21 protein-coding genes and 1 tRNA gene are annotated in these 21436 nt (G+C 30.6%); 14 read left to right on the forward strand and 8 right to left on the reverse strand.

The features are described 5' to 3' along the window. Positions 1-65: 65 nt before the first annotated feature. From AABJ49_RS08835 to AABJ49_RS08890, 12 genes are all read left to right on the forward strand, one after another. On the forward strand, positions 66-1148 hold the full coding sequence (locus tag AABJ49_RS08835; protein ID WP_338377920.1) for a MauE/DoxX family redox-associated membrane protein: 1083 nt from the start codon (positions 66-68) through the stop codon (positions 1146-1148). 3 nt (positions 1149-1151) lie between these two features. After that, positions 1152-1649: a TlpA disulfide reductase family protein gene (locus AABJ49_RS08840; protein WP_338377921.1), complete on the forward strand. Its 498-nt coding sequence runs from the start codon at positions 1152-1154 to the stop codon at positions 1647-1649. Positions 1650-1719: 70 nt separating this feature from the next. Next, a complete protein-coding gene (gene tpiA / locus AABJ49_RS08845; RefSeq protein WP_338377922.1) occupies positions 1720-2469 on the forward strand; it encodes a triose-phosphate isomerase in 750 nt (249 codons plus the stop codon). A gap of 140 nt (positions 2470-2609) precedes the next feature. Next, a complete protein-coding gene (locus AABJ49_RS08850) occupies positions 2610-4007 on the forward strand; it encodes a DUF1800 domain-containing protein (RefSeq protein WP_338377923.1) in 1398 nt (465 codons plus the stop codon). An 18-nt stretch (positions 4008-4025) separates the two neighbouring features. After that, positions 4026-5192, forward strand: a complete 1167-nt coding sequence (locus tag AABJ49_RS08855; protein ID WP_338377924.1) for a DUF1501 domain-containing protein — start codon at positions 4026-4028, stop codon at positions 5190-5192. A gap of 48 nt (positions 5193-5240) precedes the next feature. Beyond that, positions 5241-6143, forward strand: coding sequence for a DMT family transporter (locus AABJ49_RS08860; RefSeq protein WP_338377925.1), 903 nt, complete (start codon positions 5241-5243; stop codon positions 6141-6143). 28 nt (positions 6144-6171) lie between these two features. Further along, a complete protein-coding gene (locus tag AABJ49_RS08865; protein ID WP_338377926.1) occupies positions 6172-6525 on the forward strand; it encodes a hypothetical protein in 354 nt (117 codons plus the stop codon). 4 nt (positions 6526-6529) lie between these two features. Further along, positions 6530-7132 carry an alpha-ketoglutarate-dependent dioxygenase AlkB gene (locus AABJ49_RS08870; RefSeq protein WP_338377927.1) on the forward strand — a complete coding sequence of 201 codons (603 nt, stop codon included), beginning with the start codon at positions 6530-6532 and terminating at the stop codon, positions 7130-7132. A gap of 140 nt (positions 7133-7272) precedes the next feature. Next, positions 7273-7554, forward strand: coding sequence for a DUF2805 domain-containing protein (locus AABJ49_RS08875; RefSeq protein WP_338377928.1), 282 nt, complete (start codon positions 7273-7275; stop codon positions 7552-7554). 123 nt (positions 7555-7677) lie between these two features. Next, entirely contained in the window at positions 7678-9540 is a 1863-nt protein-coding gene (locus tag AABJ49_RS08880; RefSeq protein ID WP_338377929.1) for a peptidase M61, read from the forward strand. A 127-nt stretch (positions 9541-9667) separates the two neighbouring features. Next, complete coding sequence (locus AABJ49_RS08885) at positions 9668-10972, forward strand: DUF819 family protein (protein WP_338377930.1); 1305 nt, start codon at positions 9668-9670, stop codon at positions 10970-10972. A 144-nt stretch (positions 10973-11116) separates the two neighbouring features. Beyond that, positions 11117-11842, forward strand: a complete 726-nt coding sequence (locus tag AABJ49_RS08890; protein ID WP_338377931.1) for a DUF4369 domain-containing protein — start codon at positions 11117-11119, stop codon at positions 11840-11842. 138 nt (positions 11843-11980) lie between these two features. Here AABJ49_RS08890 and AABJ49_RS08895 read toward each other — a convergent pair. The 8 genes from AABJ49_RS08895 to AABJ49_RS08930 all read right to left on the reverse strand — a co-directional run bounded on the left by AABJ49_RS08895 (position 11981) and on the right by AABJ49_RS08930 (position 17709). Then, positions 11981-12054: transfer RNA gene (locus tag AABJ49_RS08895), tRNA-Thr, on the reverse strand. 78 nt (positions 12055-12132) lie between these two features. Then, a complete protein-coding gene (locus AABJ49_RS08900; protein WP_338377932.1) occupies positions 12133-12402 on the reverse strand; it encodes a hypothetical protein in 270 nt (89 codons plus the stop codon). Between the two features lie 57 nt (positions 12403-12459). Beyond that, positions 12460-13419, reverse strand: a complete 960-nt coding sequence (locus tag AABJ49_RS08905; RefSeq protein ID WP_338377933.1) for a type I phosphomannose isomerase catalytic subunit — start codon at positions 13417-13419, stop codon at positions 12460-12462. 108 nt (positions 13420-13527) lie between these two features. Further along, the gene (locus AABJ49_RS08910; RefSeq protein WP_338377934.1) at positions 13528-13980 is read right to left on the reverse strand and encodes a peroxiredoxin; all 453 of its coding nucleotides are present in this window, start codon (positions 13978-13980) and stop codon (positions 13528-13530) included. Between the two features lies 1 nt (position 13981). Continuing rightward, entirely contained in the window at positions 13982-14392 is a 411-nt protein-coding gene (locus tag AABJ49_RS08915) for a 6-carboxytetrahydropterin synthase (protein WP_338377935.1), read from the reverse strand. 23 nt (positions 14393-14415) lie between these two features. After that, entirely contained in the window at positions 14416-14943 is a 528-nt protein-coding gene (idi, locus tag AABJ49_RS08920) for an isopentenyl-diphosphate Delta-isomerase (RefSeq protein ID WP_338377936.1), read from the reverse strand. Positions 14944-15028: 85 nt separating this feature from the next. Next, a complete protein-coding gene (locus AABJ49_RS08925) occupies positions 15029-16591 on the reverse strand; it encodes an FAD-dependent protein (RefSeq protein ID WP_338377937.1) in 1563 nt (520 codons plus the stop codon). A 56-nt stretch (positions 16592-16647) separates the two neighbouring features. After that, the gene (locus AABJ49_RS08930; protein ID WP_338377938.1) at positions 16648-17709 is read right to left on the reverse strand and encodes a DUF2891 domain-containing protein; all 1062 of its coding nucleotides are present in this window, start codon (positions 17707-17709) and stop codon (positions 16648-16650) included. A 106-nt stretch (positions 17710-17815) separates the two neighbouring features. On the opposite strand from AABJ49_RS08930, the gene AABJ49_RS08935 reads away from it, so the two are divergent. Both AABJ49_RS08935 and AABJ49_RS08940 read left to right on the forward strand, forming a co-directional pair. Then, positions 17816-18046 carry a hypothetical protein gene (locus AABJ49_RS08935; protein ID WP_338377939.1) on the forward strand — a complete coding sequence of 77 codons (231 nt, stop codon included), beginning with the start codon at positions 17816-17818 and terminating at the stop codon, positions 18044-18046. A gap of 80 nt (positions 18047-18126) precedes the next feature. Continuing rightward, positions 18127-21402 (forward strand): T9SS type B sorting domain-containing protein, encoded by a 3276-nt coding sequence (locus AABJ49_RS08940; RefSeq protein WP_338377940.1) that lies wholly within the window; start codon positions 18127-18129, stop codon positions 21400-21402. Positions 21403-21436 lie beyond the last annotated feature (34 nt).

A 21436-nucleotide genomic window follows, 5' to 3' on the forward strand; every position in this document is an offset into this window, starting at 1 on the left:
AATTTTAAATCCTTTAATTTTACAGTTGGAATTTGGAATTTTTAATAATTGGAATTTAATTTTTTATGAACAAATACGCACTTTCTTGGATAATTAGAATAATAATTGCTGCACTTTTTATTGTTTCAGCTGTTGCCAAACTTTATCCTTCACCTTATTTTGCAATCTCAACTTTTGAAGTAAAACAGCTTTATCCATTAGGTTTTTCTGAAAACATAGCTCCTTATTTTTCTAGATTTTTAATCGGAATTGAATTAGCATTAGGAATATTATTTCTCTTGCCTGTCAAAATTAGAAAAGTAATTACACCAGCTTCTATATTAATATTAGCAGTTTTTACCATTCATTTGGCTTATGAAACTTTTAAAACCGGAGGAAATTCAGGAAATTGTGGTTGTTTTGGTAGTTTATTACCAATGACTCCAATTGAAGCTATAATAAAAAATATCGTTGCTATTGGATTATTGATATGGTTATTAATGCTAAAAGTTCCAGATACTATTAAAAATCGTTTGTGGTTTACAACTACAATAACTTTAGCTTCTATTTTAGGATTGTTTATGTTGGCTCCAATTCGACCAGTTGAAACAATACTTGAAAATCCAACAACAGATGAAATTAATGCTATTGTTCCAATTGAAATAGATTCTACTTTTATAAATTCTGATCCAGTTTTGTCTGAAATAAAGAAAGATTCGGTTAAAAAAACAGAAGAAATAAAAGAAGTTGTTGATGAACCGAAAGCAACAAAATCAGGTTATGCCAAATTTTATCCGGATATAGATAAAGACAAAAAAATACTTGCTTTTTTTGCACCAGGTTGTGATCATTGCCAACATGCCGCAAAAGAATTAACAGCTATGCGAAAAAAAGACAAGAATTTTCCAGAAGTAAAAATCATTTTCATGAATGAAGAAGCTTTTAAAATTCCTGAATTTTTTAAAATCGCTGAAGCTACTTATCCTTATAAAGTCATCGAAATTATTCCGTTTTGGAATGAATTAGGTGATAATAGAAATACTCCAGGAGTTTTATACTTATGGAATGGAAATAAGATAAAAATGTATGATGGTATTGATGCCAATCAATTTAACGGTAAAGAATTAGAAAAAATGGTGAAACTTCCGTATTCGAAAATTAAAAAATAAATTATGAAAAAAATATTTGCATTACTTGTAATCGCTATTTGTTTTGCTTCTTGTTCGCAAGCACAACAAACAGAATTTAAAGAAGAAGCGTTACTAAACACAATGAAAAGTATTGAAAACCAAGATATAACTTTTCAAGATATTATAAGAAAACATGAAGGAAAAACAATTGTAATAGACGTTTGGGCTTCTTGGTGTAGCGATTGTATCAAAGGAATGCCAAAAGTAAAAGCTCTACAAGAAAAATATCCTGATGTGACTTATTTATTCATCTCTATGGATAAAAACTTTGACGCTTGGATAAATGGAATTGAAAAATATGACGTACAAGGTGAACATTATCTAACTTCTGACGGAATGAAAGGCGTTTTTGGAAAATCTATAAAATTGGATTGGATTCCAAGATACATGGTAGTTGATAAAACAGGAAAAATTGCTTTATTCAAAGTAATTGAAGCTGATGATGAGAAGTTGATTGAAACATTGGAGAAACTAAAATAGATTTTCGGATAACTTTTTAACAATCAACACTTTTAACCTTATAACCTTATAAACTTATAACCATTTCAAAATGAGAAAACACATAGTAGCAGGAAACTGGAAAATGCACAAAAACAATCAAGAAACAACTGCTCTTCTTGAAGAAATTATATCAAAAAAAGCTACAAATAATACTGAAATAGTAGTTGCTCCAACATTTGTAAATCTTTTGACGGCTGTTGAAACTACAAATGGAAAAGGAATTACGGTTGCAGCTCAAAACATGCATCAAGCAGAAGGTGGTGCTTTTACAGGTGAAATTTCGGCAAATATGTTGACATCAATTGGTGTAAACACTGTGATTCTTGGTCATAGTGAAAGACGTGCTTATTTTCATGAAAATGATGCCTTATTAGCACTTAAAGTTGATACAGCATTGAAACATGAAATGCGTATAATTTTTTGCTTTGGTGAAGAATTAAAAGACAGACAAATAGACAATCATTTTAATGTAGTTGAATATCAACTGCGTGATGCTCTTTTTCATTTAGAAAAAAGTGATTGGTCTAAAATCGTTTTAGCTTACGAACCTGTTTGGGCCATCGGAACAGGAGAAACGGCTTCTCCAGCTCAAGCACAAGAAATGCATAAATTTATTCGAACATTAATCGATAAAGTATATGGACAAGAAGTAGCTGAAAATGTTTCAATTCTGTATGGTGGAAGTGTAAAACCAGACAATGCAAAAGAGATTTTCTCAAACCCAGATGTAGATGGTGGTTTAATTGGGGGGGCTGCTTTAAAAGCTGATGACTTCTTGGCTATTGTAAATGCCTTTTAAAAACTTTTTATAATGAAATTCAACTTATAAATTCTCAAAATCCATTACTTAATTGTGATGGATTTTTTTTTAAAATTAAACCTTTTTCAGAAAATTATATCTAATTAGTATAACTTTTCGTTATTCTAATAAATAGTTTTATGAATAAAGCATCACTTTGGTCGTTGCGCTTGGGATTTTCAAACCAACAAGCTTTGGATATTGAAAAATTAGGTTTAGAAAAATTTTTAACCCAATCTTTCAAGGCAACTTATGATTCTAAATTACCTTATTTTTTAGAAGACGAACCCAAAACTATTGAAGATTTAAAAGCTACTAGAGAAAAAATCAAAAATGCTTCACAAGAAGAACAAACTGAAATTATAAAATCGCAAGTCAAAAAATCCGTAGATTTAAAAAACCGGTGGATTGCTAAAATACAACACGAAGAGTTTCCTTTAAGGGAAAAAATGGTTTGTTTTTGGCACAATCATTTTGTTGCTACAACTAAAAAAGTCAAAGTCAATTATTGGATTTACCAACATAATATGATATTGCGTAATAACGCTTTTAGAAACTTTAAAACGTTAACTAAAGAAATCATCAAAACCAACGCAATGGTTCGTTATTTAGATAATGTGGACAATAAAAAAGGGAAATTAAACGAAAATTTGAGTCGAGAATTATTAGAGCTTTTTACTCTTGAAATTGGAAATTATACTGAAGAAGATATTAAGAATGGTGCCAAAGCTTTAGCAGGATTAAATTTAGGTGAAAACGGAGCCGTTTACAGAAGATTTCAACAAGACAATGACACAATTACCTATTTAGGAAAAACAGGAAATTTTAAAGTTGATGATTTAATTGATATCATTTTTGAGCAACCAAACATTGCTTTTTTAATTACTCGAAAAATTCTAAAATGGTTTATTTATGATAATCCTTCGGAAGATTTGGTGACTTATTACGGAAATTATTTCAAAAAAGTCAACTTCGAAATCCAACCTTTATTAACTAAAATATTTACTGAAGAATATCAAAAAGATAATGCTGGTTCTAAAATAAAAGATCCTTTGACTTATATTTTACAATTGATGCATGAATTAAATATTGAGCAAGAAAACAAAACTTTAATCACATTTTTTTTAATTCAACAAGGAATGGATTTAATGAATCAGCCTAATGTTAAAGGTTGGGATGGAGGAAATTCTTGGTTGAGTTCTCAAATTTATTTAAATCGAAATAATTTATCTGATTTGTGGTGTAATGGTTTGAATTTAAGTCGAAAATCATTGAATCAAATTGGAAATCAAAATGCAAATGCAAAATTAGATTTAGAAAAATTAAACACGAAACTAAATTGGAAAAAAACAGGAAACAACCTATCAATTATAAAAGAATTGACTGATAGATTGCTTTTTGAAGTTAGTGATGAAATGCAAAAAGATATGGAAGCTCTTTTAAAATATGATTTTGATTTAAAAAGCGAAGGTGCTGATAATGCAGTTTTACGATTGTTTAATTACATCACAAAATCACCTGAATATCAATTAATTTAACACCTAAAACGGAAGAAAATGAATAGAAGAAATTTTTTATCCTTAACAGGAACATTTACAGGTGGAACTTTATTGTTACCTAATTTTTTACATGCTTTTGGAACATCAAATCAAATTATAACTGGTGAAGAATGTGTGGTTTTTATTCAATTAAATGGTGGAAATGATGGTTTAAACACCTTTATTCCGTTTGACAATCCTTTGTATTATGATTTGCGTCCAAATATTGGAATTGCAAAAGACAATGTCATTGGAAAAACCAAAGGAATGGGCTTTAATCCTGCGTTGAAAGATTTTGCAACTATTCAACAAAACGGACATTTGTCTATAATTCAAAATGTAGGTTATCCTGAACCAAATCGATCGCATTTTAGAAGTCAAGAAATTTGGCAAACCGCTTCAAACACAAATGAGTATTTAAGTGAAGGTTGGTTAGGTAGATATTTAGACATTCATTGCCACGAACATCAACCAACTGCAGGAATTAATTTGGATGCTATTGATAATTTATCACTGAAAGGAAAACAGCCTAATTCTATTACTGTTAAAGACCCAAATCGTTTTAAAGTTCGAAAAGATTCAGAGGAAACTCAAAAATTATCGGAAAATCCACAGTTAGATTTTGTTAGAAAAATAGCCCATTCGGTTACTGAAGGTTCCGATGAAATTCAGAAAGCTTTAAAAAATTCAAAATCTGAAATTACTTATCCAAAATCGGGATTATCAAAGAATTTAGAATGGATGGCTCGTTTAATTAAAGGCAATTTAAACTCAAAAGTATATTACACTTCCTTAAACGGATTTGACACTCATGATAATCAAATCAATTCGCATGCTAGAGTTTTAGGCGAATTAAATGATGCTGTTTACAGTTTTTATCAAGATTTGAAAGAAGCTAATTTATTGCAAAACATTACCATTGTAGTTTTTTCCGAATTTGGTAGAAGAGTCAAAGACAACGGAAACGGAACCGATCATGGAACAGCAGCGCCAATGTTCATTATTGGTGGAAACAACAAAGGAACTATAATTGGAAACAATCCTAATTTAGAAGATTTAGACAATGGCGACTTGAAATACGAAATTGATTTTAGAAGTGTCTATAGTTCGTTATTAGAAAATAAATTAAGTTTTGATCCGAAAAATATCGGAATAAAAAACAATTCCTTAACTGAGTTGTTCTAAAAACTAAATTATAAAACCTATCTTTGCAGGCTTTTTAAAATTTAGAAAATGTCGAATAACAACATTGTAAAAGGAGTTTTTTTAGTAGGATTAGGTGCCACAAGTTATGGTATGTTAGCGACTTTCGTTAAACTGGCTTATCAAGAAAATTTTACTACTGCAGAAGTAACTTCAGCGCAATTTATATATGGAATCATTGGAATTTTAATCATCAATTTATTTCAAAAACAACAAGCTAAAACTGATGTAATTAAAGCATCCAAAAAAAATATTTTTCAACTAATGTTAGCCGGAACTTCATTAGGAATGACTAGTGTTTTCTATTATTTATGTGTGAAATATATTGATGTTTCTATTGCCATTGTGCTCTTAATGCAAACGGTTTGGATTGGAGTTTTATTGGAATGGTTTTTAGATAAAAAAGCACCTTCAAAGCAAAAAATAATTGCAGTTGCAATAGTTCTTTTTGGAACATTATTAGCAACAAATCTATTAAACTCAACAGTAGAAATTGATTGGAGAGGTTTAGTTTTTGGTATGTTAGCGGCTTGCTCATTTACAACAACAATGTTTACAGCAAACAAAGTGGCTTTAGGAATTTCATCTGCCCAAAGAAGTTTATACATGCTTTTAGGAGGTGCAGTTATCGTAGCTGGATTTGCTTTATTTACCCAAACAACACCATTCAACTTTGAAATTTTTATGAAGTGGGGAATTGTTTTAGCACTTTTTGGAACAATTATTCCTCCCATGTTAATGAACTCTGGTTTTCCGCATACTGGTTTAGGATTAGGTAGTATTGTTTCTTCTTTAGAATTGCCAGTTTCTGTAATGATGGCTTATTTTATCTTAAACGAAACGGTAATTATTTCCCAATGGATAGGAGTAATATTAATTGTATTGGCAATTGTCATTATGAATATAAAATTTAAAAAAAGAGGAAATAAATAATTGATTTTCTTACATTCGTAAAAAAACCATGAATTTACCTTGGCATCAATATGTTATGGCAGTTATTTATATCATTGCTGGTATAAATCATTTTAGAGTACCAAAATTATATCTTAAAATAATTCCTCCATATATTCCTAATGCTTCATTAGTGAATAAAGTAAGTGGGTTTTTAGAAATTGTATTTGGAATTTTGTTTTTATTTAAATCATTAGCTCCAATTGCTGCTGTTGGAATAATAGTTTTATTAATTGGATTTTTTGCCACACATATCTATATGTTACAAAATAAAAAAGCAAGTTTAGGAATGCCAAAATGGGCTTTGATTTTGAGACTTCCTTTGCAGTTTGTATTAATTTATTGGGCTTATCAATATCTATAAAATCATGCTTAACTTATTTCCACAAGAAAAAATAATTTTAGAATTACCAGATGCTATTTTTGAGTATTATCCTAACTTCTTTTCTAAAGAAAAAGCAGACGAGTTATACAATTTATTATATGAAAATACTCCTTGGAAGCAAGATATTATTACAGTTTATGGGAAAAACCACTTACAACCAAGGTTAACTGCTTTGTATGGTAATGAAGGTAAACCTTATAAATATTCTAATATAATTATGTATCCTCAAGCTTGGAATGCCACATTAATTTATATAAAAGAATTAGTAGAAGAGAAAGCCAATCATAACTTTACAACTGTTTTGGCTAATTTATATAGAAACGAAAAAGACAGCAACGGATGGCATGCTGATAATGAAAAAGAATTAGGAAGAAATCCTATTATTGCATCTATTAGTTTGGGTGAAGAACGAACTTTTCAATTGAAACACAATTTTAAAAAAGAAGCAAAACAAAACTTAATTTTAAAACATGGTAGTTTAATTTTAATGAAAGAAGGCAGTCAAATCCATTACAAACATCAAATTCCAAAAGCAAGTAGCCCTAAAAAACCTAGAATAAATTTAACGTTTCGAATAATTCTTTAAAAAATTTTCAATAATCAAGATATATCTTATAAATACTTTATCAAAATGTTAAAAATAAAAGTACTTTTAATAATTAGCACATTTTTTGTTAATATTGTAATAGATAACCTTTAATAAAATGTGAATTAATTTTCATAAAAATGAAAAAAAGAAAGATTTCGGAATTAGACAATGAAACTTTAGAGAGAATTGTTAGTATGGCTCAAGAAGAAAAAAAACCTTATGAAGTCATAAAAGAAGAATTTGGTATTGTTGAAAATGACGTAAATGAATTAATGCGTAAAAAACTCAACAAAGAAAATTTTGAGTTGTGGAAGAAGAAAGCTGTTGCTGGAAAACCAAAACCAAAACCCATGAAATTTAACATTATTGAAGATGATGATTTAGATTCTAAATATTATATTAAAAATAAATTTGATTAAACCTTAACGCTTGTTTCACAAGCGTTTTTTTTTATTCCACTTGTAACATTTCAAGACTTACACATACTTATATTCATAAACCAAAAACAATCAAATAATTTTTAATTGCATAATTAACTAAAAATGAAAAAAATATTTTTGACGCTTGCTTTAGCAAGTTTTCTATTCGGTTGCAAAACTGCTTCTACAACAACTGCTAAACAAAATGAAGTAGATGTAACTATTGACTTAATTAACGTAAAGAACGACAAAGTTTTAGTTAGTATTTTGCCACCAACTTTTACAACTCAAACAGCAACTTTCAATATTCCTAAAATTGTTCCAGGAACTTATTCTGATGATGATTATGGAAAATATATTGAAGACGTAAAAGCTTTCGACGCAAAAGGTAATGCTTTAACAGTAGCCAAATTAGATGTTAATTCATACACCATTGGAAATGCCACTAAACTTCATAAGATTACTTATCTAGTAAATGATACTTATGATATAGAAAAAGGTGGTGGTTTTGGCGAAAGTGATGATGTATTTTCTCCAGCTGGTACAAACATTGATGCAGGAAAAAACTTCATGCTAAATTTACATGGCTTTGTGGGTTACTTTACCACTAAAGAAGAAACACCTTATAAGCTTACAGTAAATCATCCTACAACTTTATTAGGAGTTTCTGCAATGAATGATATAGATGCATCAGACAGTAAAGATGTTTTCATGGCTTCTAAATATGCAACACTAGTAGAAATGCCTATCATGTATTCTAAACCTGATTTTACGTCATTCATGGTCGATGATATGGAAATCATCATTTCAGTATATTCTCCAACAGGAAAATATACCGCTAAAGAAATAACTCCTTATATGGAAAACATGATGCGTGCCCAGAAGAAATTTTTAGGAAAATTTGACGCAACAAAAAAATATGCAATCTTATTATACCTTTCTAGCATGTCTCCTACAGATGCAAAAGGTTTTGGAGCTCTAGAACACCCAACTTCTACAACAGTTGTAATGCCAGAAGTTATGGGATTAGAAATGCTTCAAGAGCAATTAAAAGATGTGGTTTCACACGAATTTTTTCACATTGTAACTCCTTTAACGGTTCACTCAAACGAGATTCAATATTTTGATTTTAATAAACCTCAAATGTCAGAACATTTATGGATGTATGAAGGTGTAACTGAATACTTTGCCAACTTATTTCAAGTAAATCAAGGGCTAATTGAAGAAGATGCTTTTTACGAAAGAATGGCTGATAAAATTGCTCAAGCTGCAAACATGAATGATAAAATGAGTTTTACCAAAATGAGTAAAAACGTTTTAGAAGAGCCTTATAAAGATCAATACATCAATGTGTATCAAAAAGGAGCTTTAATTGCAATGTGTTTAGATATTGAAATTAGAGAAAAAAGTAATGGTCAAAAAGGTATTTTACAATTAATGCAAGATTTATCTAATGAATATGGAACTAAAAAAGCCTTTAAAGATGAAGAATTGTTTGCTAAAATAACGGAATTGACGTACCCTTCTGTAGGTGATTTTTTAAACAAATATGTTGCTGGTGAAACGCCAATTCCTTACACAGATTATTTTGCAAAAATGGGTGTTACTGAAGCTAAAGTGGAAGCTACAGGAAATCCGTTTTTAGTAGGTGGAAACCAACCTATTATTTCATACAACCCTGATACTAAGGAGTTTTTCTTTTTGCCAGAAATTGAAATCAATTCATTTATGAAAGAATTAGGACTAAAAAATAATGATATCATCTTAGAAATAAACGGAGAAAAACAAAACCTAGAAAACATCAATCAAACAGTCATTGGAGCTTTTAATTGGAAAGATGGTGATGCTATTACAATGAAAATCAAACGTGATGGAAAAGAAATAGACATCAAAGGTAAAATAGTTATGCCTAAAGAAATCAAGGAAGGTTATATGGCAACTGATGATAGTAAAAAAGCTTTACGCGAAGCTTGGTTAAAAGGTTAATCTTCAATTTTTGCCACTGTAAATTCAATTCAGAGTCTAAATTCTAAATTTATTTTACACACTAAATCCTCAATTTACATCGTATTTTGAGGATTTTTTGTTTATTTTCGTGACTTAAATTAAACAAATGAGAAACGCACCTTTTTTTACAGATGACACTATAGTTTTTGGAATTTTAATGCTTTTATTGGGTTTGGTGTTTTACACATCTGCCAAAGAAGAAGGGTTTTGGAAAAAATTCTACGGAGTTGTCCCTGCTCTTTTAATGTGCTATTTATTACCTGCAATTTTAAATTCATTCAATATAATTTCACCAGAATGGATAACTATAAACGAAACTGGTGAAGAAATTGAAAAAAGTTCTAATGTATATTTTATAGCTAGTCGCTATTTATTGCCGGCTGCTTTAGTTTTAATGACTTTAAGCATTGATTTAAAAGCTTTATTAAATCTTGGACCAAAAGCCTTAGCTATCTTTTTTGCAGGAACCATTGGGATTGTTTTGGGTGGTCCAATTGCAATTCTTTTAATATCAATCGTTTCACCAGAAACTGTTGGAGGAGCTGGCCCAGATGCAGTTTGGAGAGGGCTTTCAACGATTGCAGGAAGTTGGATTGGTGGTGGAGCCAATCAAGCCGCTATGTTGGAAATTTTTAAATATAATTCCCAAAAATATGGAGCTATGGTTCTAGTTGATATCGTAGTTGCAAATCTTGGAATGGCGTTTTTATTATATGGAATTGGCAAAAAAGAATTCATCAATAAATGGTTAAAAGCGGATAATTCTTCTGTGCAAGAGTTACAAGACAAAGTTTCTAATTATCAAGAAAGTGTAAAACGAAATCCATCTCTAAACGATTACATGATTATTCTAGCTATTGCTTTTTTTGCTGTTGCCTTGTCCCACTTTGGAGCTGGAGTTTTAAGTACATTCTTCAAAAATAATTTTGAAAGCGTAAATGATATTAAAAGCTTTGCTTCAACTTTTGGAGGTGAATTCTTTTGGATGATTACCATTGCTACTATTATCGGGATTTCATTATCATTCACACCTTTAAAATCTTATGATGGAGCTGGAGCAGGAAAAATTGGAAGTATATTCATCTATATTTTAGTAGCTTCAATAGGAATGAAAATGGATTTAGGATCAGTAATGGATAATCCAGGATTAATTGTTGTCGGAATTGTTTGGATGTTAATTCATTTCATCATCATTTTTGGAGTAGCAAAACTGATTAGAGCACCTTATTTCTTTATCGCTGTAGGAAGTCAAGCTAATGTTGGTGGAGCGGCTTCTGCACCAGTTGTTGCTTCCGCTTTCCATCCTTCATTAGCAAGTGTTGGAGTTCTATTAGCTATTTTTGGATATGTTGTGGGGACTTATGGAGCTATATTTTGTGCTTACTTAATGGAAGTTGCATCTCCTAAATAATTTTAAAAATAGGTTAAAAATGTTATGAGTTTAGTAGGTTAAAAGAATTTGTGGAAATGTATAAATACCTTAATATGTCTAAAAATCTCATCTCTTAAAATCAAAAAAAACTAGTACTTTTGAAAAATTAAATCAAATCATAAAATGACAAAAAAAATTATTGCTTTAGCTCTTGTTATCATCAGTCTTGTTTCATGTAATAAAAATGACAATGAAGGTAAAAATCTACATTTAACCGGAAATATTAAAGGCTTAAGCCAAGGAAAATTATACATTCAACAAGTACAAGATTCAAGTTTAGTTGTTTTGGATAGTATCATAATAAAAGGAGGTTCAAAATTTGATACTTATTTAAATATTGAGAGTCCAGAAATGCTGTATTTATTTTTAGATAGAGGTCAAACCAATTCTATTGACAATAATTTACCTTTCTTCGCTGAACCAGGTGAAATGAATATTGAAACAACTTTAGAATCGTTTTTTGCTGATGCAAAAATTACAGGTTCTAAAAACCATGATTTGTACGTTGAATTTTCTACTATGAAAAGCAAATTCAATGAAAAAAATATGGATCTAGTTGAAAAAGAATTGGAAAATTTCTCTTCAAATACTTATAAAAACGCTGATAGTATTGCGGATGTTAACAGCAAACTGATTCGTAAAAAATATTTATACATAGCTAATTTTGCAACTACTCATGCAGATAAAGAAATCGCCCCTTATTTAGCACTTTCAGAGATTGCTGATATCAACATAAGATATTTAGACACTATTGGGTCAAAAATGAATTCAGAAGTTGCAAAATCTAAATACGGAAAGATGTTGAAATTATATATTGAAGAAAGAAAGAAGTTAGAAACTAAAGATTAAAAAAATAATCCCAGTAAAGAAAAGCACTTAAATTATTTTCAGTTTAAGTGCTTTTTTTATTTTTTAAAGCTAAAGCTAATAATCAAAACTTCACAAAAACAAAAAAGAGGAAAACTTTCGTTTTCCTCTTTACATTTGAGCCGGCGGAGGGACTCGAACCCACGACCTGCTGATTACAAATCAGCTGCTCTAGCCAGCTGAGCTACGCTGGCAACTCAAATTTCGAGTGCAAATATAGGTTTGTATTTTTAATTTCCAAACAAAAATTACACTTTTTTTGTATTTTTTTTTTATTTTAATTCGTTTACTTGAGCAACAAACTGATTTGCAGCTTCTTCGTATTCTGAACGAATTTGTTTGAAATGTGCTTTTTTGTTTTCTACGTTCTTAACATTAGCTTTAGACATCAATCCGTCAAATTTTTCATAGATACTATCTATTAATTTATCTGACTCTTCAGTTGGTTTTCCACCATTAGTCATTTCCCAAACGTAAACGATGTTTACAATATCACCTAAAACGTAGTTGATTTCTTTTTTCAAGTTTTTAACGCTTGCCATTTTTTCTTATTTTAAAATTTGATGCAAAATTACATAATATATTTGTCAAACAGCAAATTAAATAGAAATTTCTAACAATGTAGCATTTCCTGTTATGGTAAGTTTATCTAAAACAGCAGGTAGTAAAACTGTATCACCCATTTTATACTGAATTATTTTATCATCAAATTCAATTTCAAACATACCTTGAGTACACATTAAAACCGTAAAAGCTTCTTTAGTTTTCTTCCATTGATATTTTTCAACTAATGGAATAATATTTGTTTTAAAATAATCGCAATGCACTACCTTATTGCTTGAATTTATAGTAGTATCATAAGAAACCTGAGCTTCTGTAGTGTTATAATTTAAAGCATCTAAAGCTAGTTCTGTGTGCAACTCTCTATAATTCCCGTTAGCATCTACTCTGTCAAAGTCATAAACCCTATAAGTAACATCACTTGTTTGTTGTATTTCTGCAATTACAATTCCAGCTCCAATTGCGTGAATTGTTCCTGTTTCTAAAAAGAAAACATCACCTGCCTTAACTTTAACTTCATTTAGAATAGAAACTAAATTCTTATTATTTAAAGCATTTTTATATTCATCAGGATTTGAATTTTCTTTGAAGCCAACAATCAAACGAGCGTTTTCATCAGCTTGCATTACATACCACATTTCGGTTTTCCCAAAAGAATTGTGACGTTTTTTAGCTAATTCATCATTAGGATGCAATTGAATGGATAAGTCTTGCTTGGCATCTAAAAATTTAAACAATAAAGGAAATTCAGTTCCAAAACGAGCAATTGTTTCTGAACCTAAAAATTCAGTTGGATATAGTTCAATTAACTCATTGACATTTTTACCTTTCAAAATACCATTTTTGACAATACTAATGTCGTTTGGAACGGTTGATAACTCCCAACTTTCTCCTGTGAAATCAGAAGTGGTAGGTTTGTTTAAATAGGTTTTTAATTTTGTACCACCCCAAATACGTTCCTTTAGAATGGGTTCAAATGTTAAGGGATAAAATTTCATGTGGATTTTTATTTTCAATACAAATATCTATAAAACTTACCTAGTAGTCATATATTCTTCGACAAATAGCTTGGCTAAATAGACGAATAAAGTATTAATGAGGATTAACTATTTCATATTACGGACAATCTTCAACGCATGCTCAATATGAATATTTGCTTTTACACTATTAAAAACAGAAACAACTTTTCCTTCTTTATCAATAATATAGGTAACCCTACCTGGTAATAAGCCAAAAAAATGCGTTGGAACACCAAATAATGTTCTCAATTTTCTTTTCCCATCTGACAATAAAATAAATGGTAAATTATGCTTTTGGGCAAATTTTTCATGCGATTCTTCAGAATCACCGCTTATTCCTATTACTTCTGCACCTAAATCTTGAAAATCTTGATATTGATCTCTAAAACTACAAGCTTGTGTAGTACAACCTGGAGTGTTGTCTTTTGGATAAAAGTAAATCACTAAAGGCTTTCCAATATAATTTGACAACTCAAATTTTTCACCAGATTGGGTTTTTGCTTTGAAATTTGGAATTATATCTCCTTCTTTTAATCCCATTTTAATTTCCTTTATAGGTTACAAAGTTTCGTGGTGTTTCATACAAAACAACTTCTAAATCATTTTTTGATTCAATATGAGGTCGCAATTTATTCCAAATTACAACAGCAATATTTTCAGCTGTTGGATTTAAATCTTGAAATTCTGACACTTCAATATTTAAATTTTTATGATCAAATGCTTTTTCAATATGTTCTTTAATCAAGTCTGAAAGTATTTTGACATCTACAACAAAACCAGTTTCATTATCAATTTCTCCTGTAACACTAACAACTAATTCGTAATTATGTCCGTGAAAATTAGGGTTGTTGCATTTTCCAAAAACAGCATCGTTTTTTTCCATAGTCCAATCTTTTCGATACAATCGATGTGCTGCGTTAAAATGTGCTTTTCTAGAAACGGTTACTCTCATTATGATTTTTGATTGTTGAAGTTTTAAATTTTATGCTCTTCTAAATAATGATAGAATTTATCAAAGATGATTTTGAACCAAACCGTGTAAATTTGAGGATGAATTTCCATATCTTTTTTGATATCTTCAATTTTCATCCATTTCCAATTTTCAACTTCTTCTTTGTTAATTTTTGGAGCTTTATTAGAATAACCAATCATTACATGATCTAATTCGTGTTCGGTTAAACCGTTATCAAAAGGTGCTTTATAGATAAAATGAAACAGTTCTTTCAATTCGGTTTCAAAACCCATTTCCTCTTTCAAACGTCTTTTTCCAGCTTGAATATTTGATTCTCCAGCACGTTGATGACTACAACAGGTATTTGTCCACAAAAGTGGGGAATGGTATTTGTTTGATGCACGTTGTTGTAACATGACTTCATTTTTATCATTAAGAACAAAAACCGAAAATGCTCGATGCAATAAGGCTTGTTCATGCGCAGCCATTTTTTCCATCAACCCCAAAGGTTCATCATTGGTATCAACTAATATTACTTTTTCTTCAATCATAATTTTTAATTCCCTTCAAAAATACGAAAAAAGTCGCATTTTTAAGCTTGAATTTTTTTTTAGTAAAAGTTTAACGGCTGTTGAATTATAACTGTAACGTTTCAGCAATTTTTAAAGCACATTTTTCACCATCAATAGCTGCCGAAATAATTCCTCCAGCATAACCTGCTCCCTCTCCACATGGATAAAGTCCTTTAATTTGCACATGTTCCAATGTTTGATGGTCTCTAGGAATACGAACCGGTGAAGATGTTCTGCTTTCCGGAGCATGCAAAATAGCTTCATTGGTAAAATAACCTTTCATAGATTTTCCAAAATGAGCAAAACCTTCTCGCATAGTTTGCGTTAAGAAATTTGGAAAAACTTCTCCTAGTTCTACTGCAGTTGTTCCAGGAACGTAAGATGTTTTTGGTATTGACGATGAGACTTTCTTTTGTGTAAAATCAATCATGCGTTGAGCCGGAACTTTTTGGGTTTCTCCAGCCAATTGCCAAGCTTTTTGTTCAATAGCTTTTTGAAATTCCATTCCTGCTAAAGCACCAAATTTTTTATAAGGTTGAAAATCTTCTAATTTTAATTCAACCACAATTCCTGAATTAGCAGTGGCTTGATCTCTTTTGGATGGTGACCATCCGTTAGTAACTACTTCACCTGGACTTGTAGCACATGGAGCAATTACACCACCTGGACACATGCAAAATGAATACATGCCTCGACCTGCCACTTGTTTTACAATAGAATAAGGTGCTGGTGGCAAAAATTCACCACGAAAATCACAGGAATATTGAATTTTATCAATCAACTCTTGCGGATGTTCAGCTCTCACTCCTAATGCAAAAGGCTTCGCTTCAATAAAAATTTCTTTTTGATGTAATAATTCAAAAATATCTCTGGCTGAATGTCCTGTTGCTAAAATGACTTTATTCGTTTCAATTGTAGTTCCATCATGCAAAACTACTCCTTGAATTTCATTGTTTTTTATAGTGAAATCTGTGACTCTTTTTTCAAACAAAACTTGTCCTTCACATGCTATAATTTTTTCACGAATATCTTGAATGATTTGTGGCAATTTATTGGTTCCTATGTGCGGATGTGCTTCAACTAAAATTTCTGGTGTTGCTCCAAAAGCTACCAAAAGTTTTAATATTCTGTCAACATCACCACGTTTTTTAGAACGTGTGTATAGTTTTCCGTCAGAATACGTTCCTGCTCCACCTTCTCCAAAACAATAATTGGAATCTTCATTTACAATTCCATCTACATTTATGGCTCTCAAATCTCTCCTTCTACCACGCACATCTTTTCCTCTTTCAATTACAATTGGTTTTAACCCAATTTCAATCAATTGCAAAGCTGCAAACAAACCAGCTGGACCTGCACCTACAACAACAACTTCTTGCTTGTTAGAAACATTTGGATAATTAGGCAACTGAATTTCAGCTTCTTCAAAAGATTCATTTTGTAAATAAACTTGTCCTTTAACATTAAATTTAATCGCTTTTTGACGAGCATCGATGGAACGTTTTTGAACGATTACTTTCTGAATATCTTTTACAGAAATTTGCAATTGTTTAGCCACTGCTTGTTGCAACAAACTATCATTTGACGCTACTTCTGGTGCAACTTGAAATTGGAATTCTTTTGGCATTATGTGGACAGTCAGATTTTGAAATTATATATTTTTAAATATTTGTACAAATGTACTTATTTGTTTTTACTTTTTTCTTCAAATGCTCTTAAAGCAAAAGAAGCCAACCAATGCTCTCCTTCATAATTTCCATCAACTATAGAAGGTAATGAAAATTGCAAATGCGTATCTGCCAATTTCATTAGATGTGAAAGTTCGTTTGGATATTGTGCAATCAAAGCATACATATTCCAAGCACGACTAAAATTCAACCCATCTAAATGCACTAAATGCCCATCTGTTCTATCAGAAACTTGTGCAACTTCCCAATCATAAGATTTTTTAAATAAAACTGGAGCAAATTTTGTCGCCCATGCAAGAAACTCTTTTTTATCTAATATTTTACTCATTAAACCCAACTCTTCCATACATGGAGAAAGAAAATCGGTTCCACTTGGCTCCCATGCAAAAGGGCAATTTTCATCATTAAAAAACATTCTTTTGCCGTTTTCTTTAATACTTTCTTGTAACGCTATGTTTTTGGTAAAAACTGCGTAATCCCAAGCATTTGATAATCCAAATGCAGTATTGGAATGGGTTCCTGCACGAATTGGATATCTCAGCTTAGGCAAAAAATCTAAATATCTTTCAATTATTAAATTAGATAGAGGAAGTAGGTTGTCCGCTAATTCTTTAGCAAATGGTTCTTTTGAAAGCTCTAATTCGTGTTGTAATTTTAATAACCAATTCCATCCATAAGTACGCTCATAAGATTTTTCATGTGGTTTGTTGAAATATGCTATTTCTTGTGTAATATTTTCCGAAGAAAGATTGATCTTAAGTTTCTGAATAATCTCTTCTTTATTATTTAGATCGTTAAAATTATTCAACAAATAAAGTAAACTCCAATGTCCATGAACAGAAGAATGCCAATCAAAACAACCATAAAAAGCAGGATGCAACTCTTTTGGAGATTGAATTTCGGTTTCGTCAATCAACATTTGATTTAGCTTATTAGGATACTCTTGCTGCATGCATTTTATTGGTAATGTTGCCAAATGATTGGCTTGTTCTATAGTCAATTCTTGTGCAAAAAGCGTTTGAACTAATAAGAAAAGAAAAAGTGGTGTAAATTTCATTTTTTTCGTTTTTGGATTTTCAAATAGTAGTTTATTGAAAATTAATGCTACAAAAATAGTGATTTGATTTTTGACTTTGTAAATTTGAGTTTTTGAAAATTTAAGTATGCGAAAAATAAAGTTGATATGGGATTTTAGAGGTGAAGTGGCTGCTAAAACTGCCGAACATCATGAAATTCATTTGAAAGAATTTATAGAAGCTGAAAAATTAGCTTTAAATTTTACAGGTTTTGAAATTCAAAACGAAATGCATTCAATAGCCTTTATGGTTGTAGAAGAAAAAGATATGATTGCTGTTCGAGATGCTCTAAAACCACATCGTGGAGAAGTTTACTAATTTACTATCAATTATTTAGTTGTTTATTTTTCATATATTTATAAAAAATTTAAATAAACATCTAAACCAAAAAGCACCCCTTGAAAACTAGCAATAAAATAATATTTTTTTTCTTTATTATATTATCTGCTTCTGTCTTTGCACAAGGAGAGGCTAATAATTGGTATTTTGGTTCAAAGGCCGGTATCACATTTAATAATGGTAGCCCTCAGGCATTAACTGATAGTGAAATGATTACTCAAGAAGGTTGTGCTACATTATCTGATGCAAGTGGACAATTATTGTTTTATACGAATGGAGTAACCGTTTATAACAAAAACCATGACATCATGCCCAATGGTACAGGATTAATGGGACACGTTTCCACGACACTTTCTGCAACAATAGTTCCGCTTCCTGGCTCTAATCATTTGTATTACATATTTACTTTAGATGCGCAATCTGGCTCTAATGGATTTAGATATTCTATTGTTGATTTAAACTTAAATAACGGTTTAGGCGCAGTTGCTCAAACAAAAAACCAGCTAATATACACTCCTTCCACAGAAAAAGTTTCAGTAGTTAAACATGCTAACAATGTTGATTACTGGATAGTCTCTCACGGAGTTTTTTCAAATACTTTTTATTGTCATTTATTAACTTCAACTGGGTTAAGCACTTCACCCGTAACAAACAATATTGGAGCATTCATAGGAAATCTTTACGCAATAGGTTCTATGAAATTTTCACCTGATGGTTCAAAGATTGCTATGTGTCATTCAGTGAGCACTCCTTCTAATAGTTATGTTGAAATGTTTGATTTTGATAAATCAACAGGAATTTTATCAAATCACATTAATATAAGCACTTCTGATTATAAACCTTATGGAATCGAATTTTCTCCTAATGGTTTAATGCTATATATTAGTGTAAATTTTATAAATGATAATTCAGCAATTTATCAATATGATTTAAATGCCTCTAATATGGGTAGTTCCAAAATTACCATTTATGAAGAATCTGATTTATCCATTAACATTGGAGCATTACAATTAGGACCTGATGGAAAAATATATGTTGCTATTCCAGGAAAACAATATATTGGTGCTATAAAAAACCCTAATTTATTAGGGATTGGAAGTGAATTTATAAATGAAGCAGTAGATTTAGAAGGTAAAATTTGCGGAACTGGATTACCTGTCTTTACTATAAGCCTTCCATATAACCCTCTAATATTGGTTGAAAACGAATGTCTTGGAGAACTAACTTCATTTCAATTAAACGATTCATCAACTACAAGTGCAAATTGGGATTTTGGAGATGGCTCAACATCTAACTTGTTAAATCCTTCACATACCTATTCAGCTTTAGGAAACTTTACTGTTACTGTTACGGCCTCAAGCCCTTTTGGGACTGTTACAAAAACTAAAATGATAACAATTTCTGAAGTTCCTAATGCTACACAACCTAATGCGATTTCTTTATGTGACACAGACAGCGATGGTTTTGAAAGCTTTGATTTAACCCAACAAGATAATACTGTTTTAAATGGTCAATCTACAAGTCAATTTCAAGTTCTTTATTATGCTTCTCTAGCTGATTATGACTCTAATCTACCTATCGAAAACCCAAGCAATTATGTTAATGAAGTGGCTTTTAATTCGCAAAACATTATAGCTGAAGTCAGTAATTTATCAAATTCAGATTGCAATGCTATTGTTAATTTTGACATTCATATTTCGCAAGTACCAATTGCTCCAACGTCAATTGATGATTTAAAAGCTTGTGACAATACTTCTTTTGGTTCTGATGATGATGGAAAAATTATTTTTGACTTGACTCAAAATGAAGCTGCTATCTTAAACGGACAATCAACTTCTGACTTTTTAGTTGATTATTACTCAGATAGTGGCTATTTAAATCAAATACTAACTCCATCATCTTACATAAATACAAATCCTTCAGAAACTATTTATGTGAAAATTTCTTCCATTTCAAATACAGATTGTTTTGTAGTTTCTTCATTCCAAATTGAAGTTATCAGTCTTCCAGTATTAAATAATCCTGTTATTTTAAGTCAATGTGATGATGACAATGATGGTTTCAGTTCATTCAATTTAACGGAAGCAAATGCGCTTATCTCAACAACTGCTAATTTAGACTTTAGCTATTTTGAAACGGATTTTGATGCTCAAAACAATACAAATAAAATTAATTCTTTTGTTAACTATGAAAATCAAATCGTTAGTAACGACATCATTTATGTGAGAGTTGAAAACAGTTATGGATGCTTTAAAGTGGTTCAAGTAAACTTATATGTTTCTACAACGCTGATCCCTGTTTCATTTCAAAGATTATTTACAGCATGTGATGATAATGCTTCAGGATCAACAACTGATGGAATTTCAAATTTTGATTTTAGCAGTGTCACAGCAGAAATAGAAGCTTTATATCCAACTGGACAACAATTAGAAATCAATTACTATAAAAATATCACAGATGCTTTAACAGAATCCAATCCCATAACAAATCCTTCAAATTATGCTAATATTGGTTATCCAAATTCTCAAAATATTTATGTAAGAGTCGAAAATAAAGTAAACAATGAATGTTTAGGTTTTGGTCATCACATAACATTAATGGTAGAAGAATTGCCTGAAATTATTAATACAGCTAAAATAATTATTTGCAGCAATAACCTAATTTTTACAGAAAATATTAATGCTGGTTTGTTAGACGAATCTAATAGTTCTAATTATACCTATACTTGGTATTTGAATGGTGCTTTAATTAATAACGCATCACAATACAACCTTACTGTTGATACAGCAGGAACATATACTGTAGAAGTAAGATCAAATGCTGGGTGTTTTAGCACAAGAACAATTGAAGTAATTGCATCAAATAGTGCTACAATTCATGCTGTAGAAATAAACGACTTTTCTAATAACAATACAATCTATGTTCACGCTTCTGGATTAGGAGATTATCTGTATAGTTTGGAGGGTACAAATTATCAAAGTTCTCCTCTTTTTACAAATGTTTCAGTGGGTGCTCATACTCTATTTGTAAAAGATTTGAACGGATGTGATGTTGCTTTTCAAACTATTTATGTAATGGGAGTTCCTAAATTCTTTACTCCAAATCAAGACGGAATAAATGACTATTGGACAATTACAAACTATGACCCTAGCAGAAGAATTGTTAACACAACCATTTTTGACAGATATGGCAAATTACTTTATCAATTTAATCCCAAAAACAAGGGTTGGGATGGAAAATACAACGGGCAAACACTTCCAGCTACTGATTATTGGTATCTCTTAGAATTTGAGAATGGAAAAATTATAAAAGGACATTTTTCTTTATTAAGATAATAGTTCGTGATGCTTTGAAACCTCATCGTGGAGA

The sequence above is a fragment of the uncultured Flavobacterium sp. genome (genome assembly GCF_963922255.1).
In the GTDB taxonomy this organism is placed as follows: domain Bacteria; phylum Bacteroidota; class Bacteroidia; order Flavobacteriales; family Flavobacteriaceae; genus Flavobacterium.

Excerpts from the sequence above, each read along its gene's own strand:
- AABJ49_RS08835 (WP_338377920.1), top strand. The coding sequence starts at position 66 with ATGAACAAATACGCACTTTCTTGGATAATTAGAATAATAATTGCTGCA.
- AABJ49_RS08840 (WP_338377921.1), top strand. The coding sequence starts at position 1,152 with ATGAAAAAAATATTTGCATTACTTGTAATCGCTATTTGTTTTGCTTCT.
- tpiA (WP_338377922.1), top strand. The coding sequence starts at position 1,720 with ATGAGAAAACACATAGTAGCAGGAAACTGGAAAATGCACAAAAACAAT.
- AABJ49_RS08850 (WP_338377923.1), top strand. The coding sequence starts at position 2,610 with ATGAATAAAGCATCACTTTGGTCGTTGCGCTTGGGATTTTCAAACCAA.
- AABJ49_RS08855 (WP_338377924.1), top strand. The coding sequence starts at position 4,026 with ATGAATAGAAGAAATTTTTTATCCTTAACAGGAACATTTACAGGTGGA.
- AABJ49_RS08860 (WP_338377925.1), top strand. The coding sequence starts at position 5,241 with ATGTCGAATAACAACATTGTAAAAGGAGTTTTTTTAGTAGGATTAGGT.
- AABJ49_RS08865 (WP_338377926.1), top strand. The coding sequence starts at position 6,172 with ATGAATTTACCTTGGCATCAATATGTTATGGCAGTTATTTATATCATT.
- AABJ49_RS08870 (WP_338377927.1), top strand. The coding sequence starts at position 6,530 with ATGCTTAACTTATTTCCACAAGAAAAAATAATTTTAGAATTACCAGAT.
- AABJ49_RS08875 (WP_338377928.1), top strand. The coding sequence starts at position 7,273 with ATGAAAAAAAGAAAGATTTCGGAATTAGACAATGAAACTTTAGAGAGA.
- AABJ49_RS08880 (WP_338377929.1), top strand. The coding sequence starts at position 7,678 with ATGAAAAAAATATTTTTGACGCTTGCTTTAGCAAGTTTTCTATTCGGT.
- AABJ49_RS08885 (WP_338377930.1), top strand. The coding sequence starts at position 9,668 with ATGAGAAACGCACCTTTTTTTACAGATGACACTATAGTTTTTGGAATT.
- AABJ49_RS08890 (WP_338377931.1), top strand. The coding sequence starts at position 11,117 with ATGACAAAAAAAATTATTGCTTTAGCTCTTGTTATCATCAGTCTTGTT.
- AABJ49_RS08900 (WP_338377932.1), bottom strand. The coding sequence starts at position 12,402 with ATGGCAAGCGTTAAAAACTTGAAAAAAGAAATCAACTACGTTTTAGGT.
- AABJ49_RS08905 (WP_338377933.1), bottom strand. The coding sequence starts at position 13,419 with ATGAAATTTTATCCCTTAACATTTGAACCCATTCTAAAGGAACGTATT.
- AABJ49_RS08910 (WP_338377934.1), bottom strand. The coding sequence starts at position 13,980 with ATGGGATTAAAAGAAGGAGATATAATTCCAAATTTCAAAGCAAAAACC.
- AABJ49_RS08915 (WP_338377935.1), bottom strand. The coding sequence starts at position 14,392 with ATGAGAGTAACCGTTTCTAGAAAAGCACATTTTAACGCAGCACATCGA.
- idi (WP_338377936.1), bottom strand. The coding sequence starts at position 14,943 with ATGATTGAAGAAAAAGTAATATTAGTTGATACCAATGATGAACCTTTG.
- AABJ49_RS08925 (WP_338377937.1), bottom strand. The coding sequence starts at position 16,591 with ATGCCAAAAGAATTCCAATTTCAAGTTGCACCAGAAGTAGCGTCAAAT.
- AABJ49_RS08930 (WP_338377938.1), bottom strand. The coding sequence starts at position 17,709 with ATGAAATTTACACCACTTTTTCTTTTCTTATTAGTTCAAACGCTTTTT.
- AABJ49_RS08935 (WP_338377939.1), top strand. The coding sequence starts at position 17,816 with ATGCGAAAAATAAAGTTGATATGGGATTTTAGAGGTGAAGTGGCTGCT.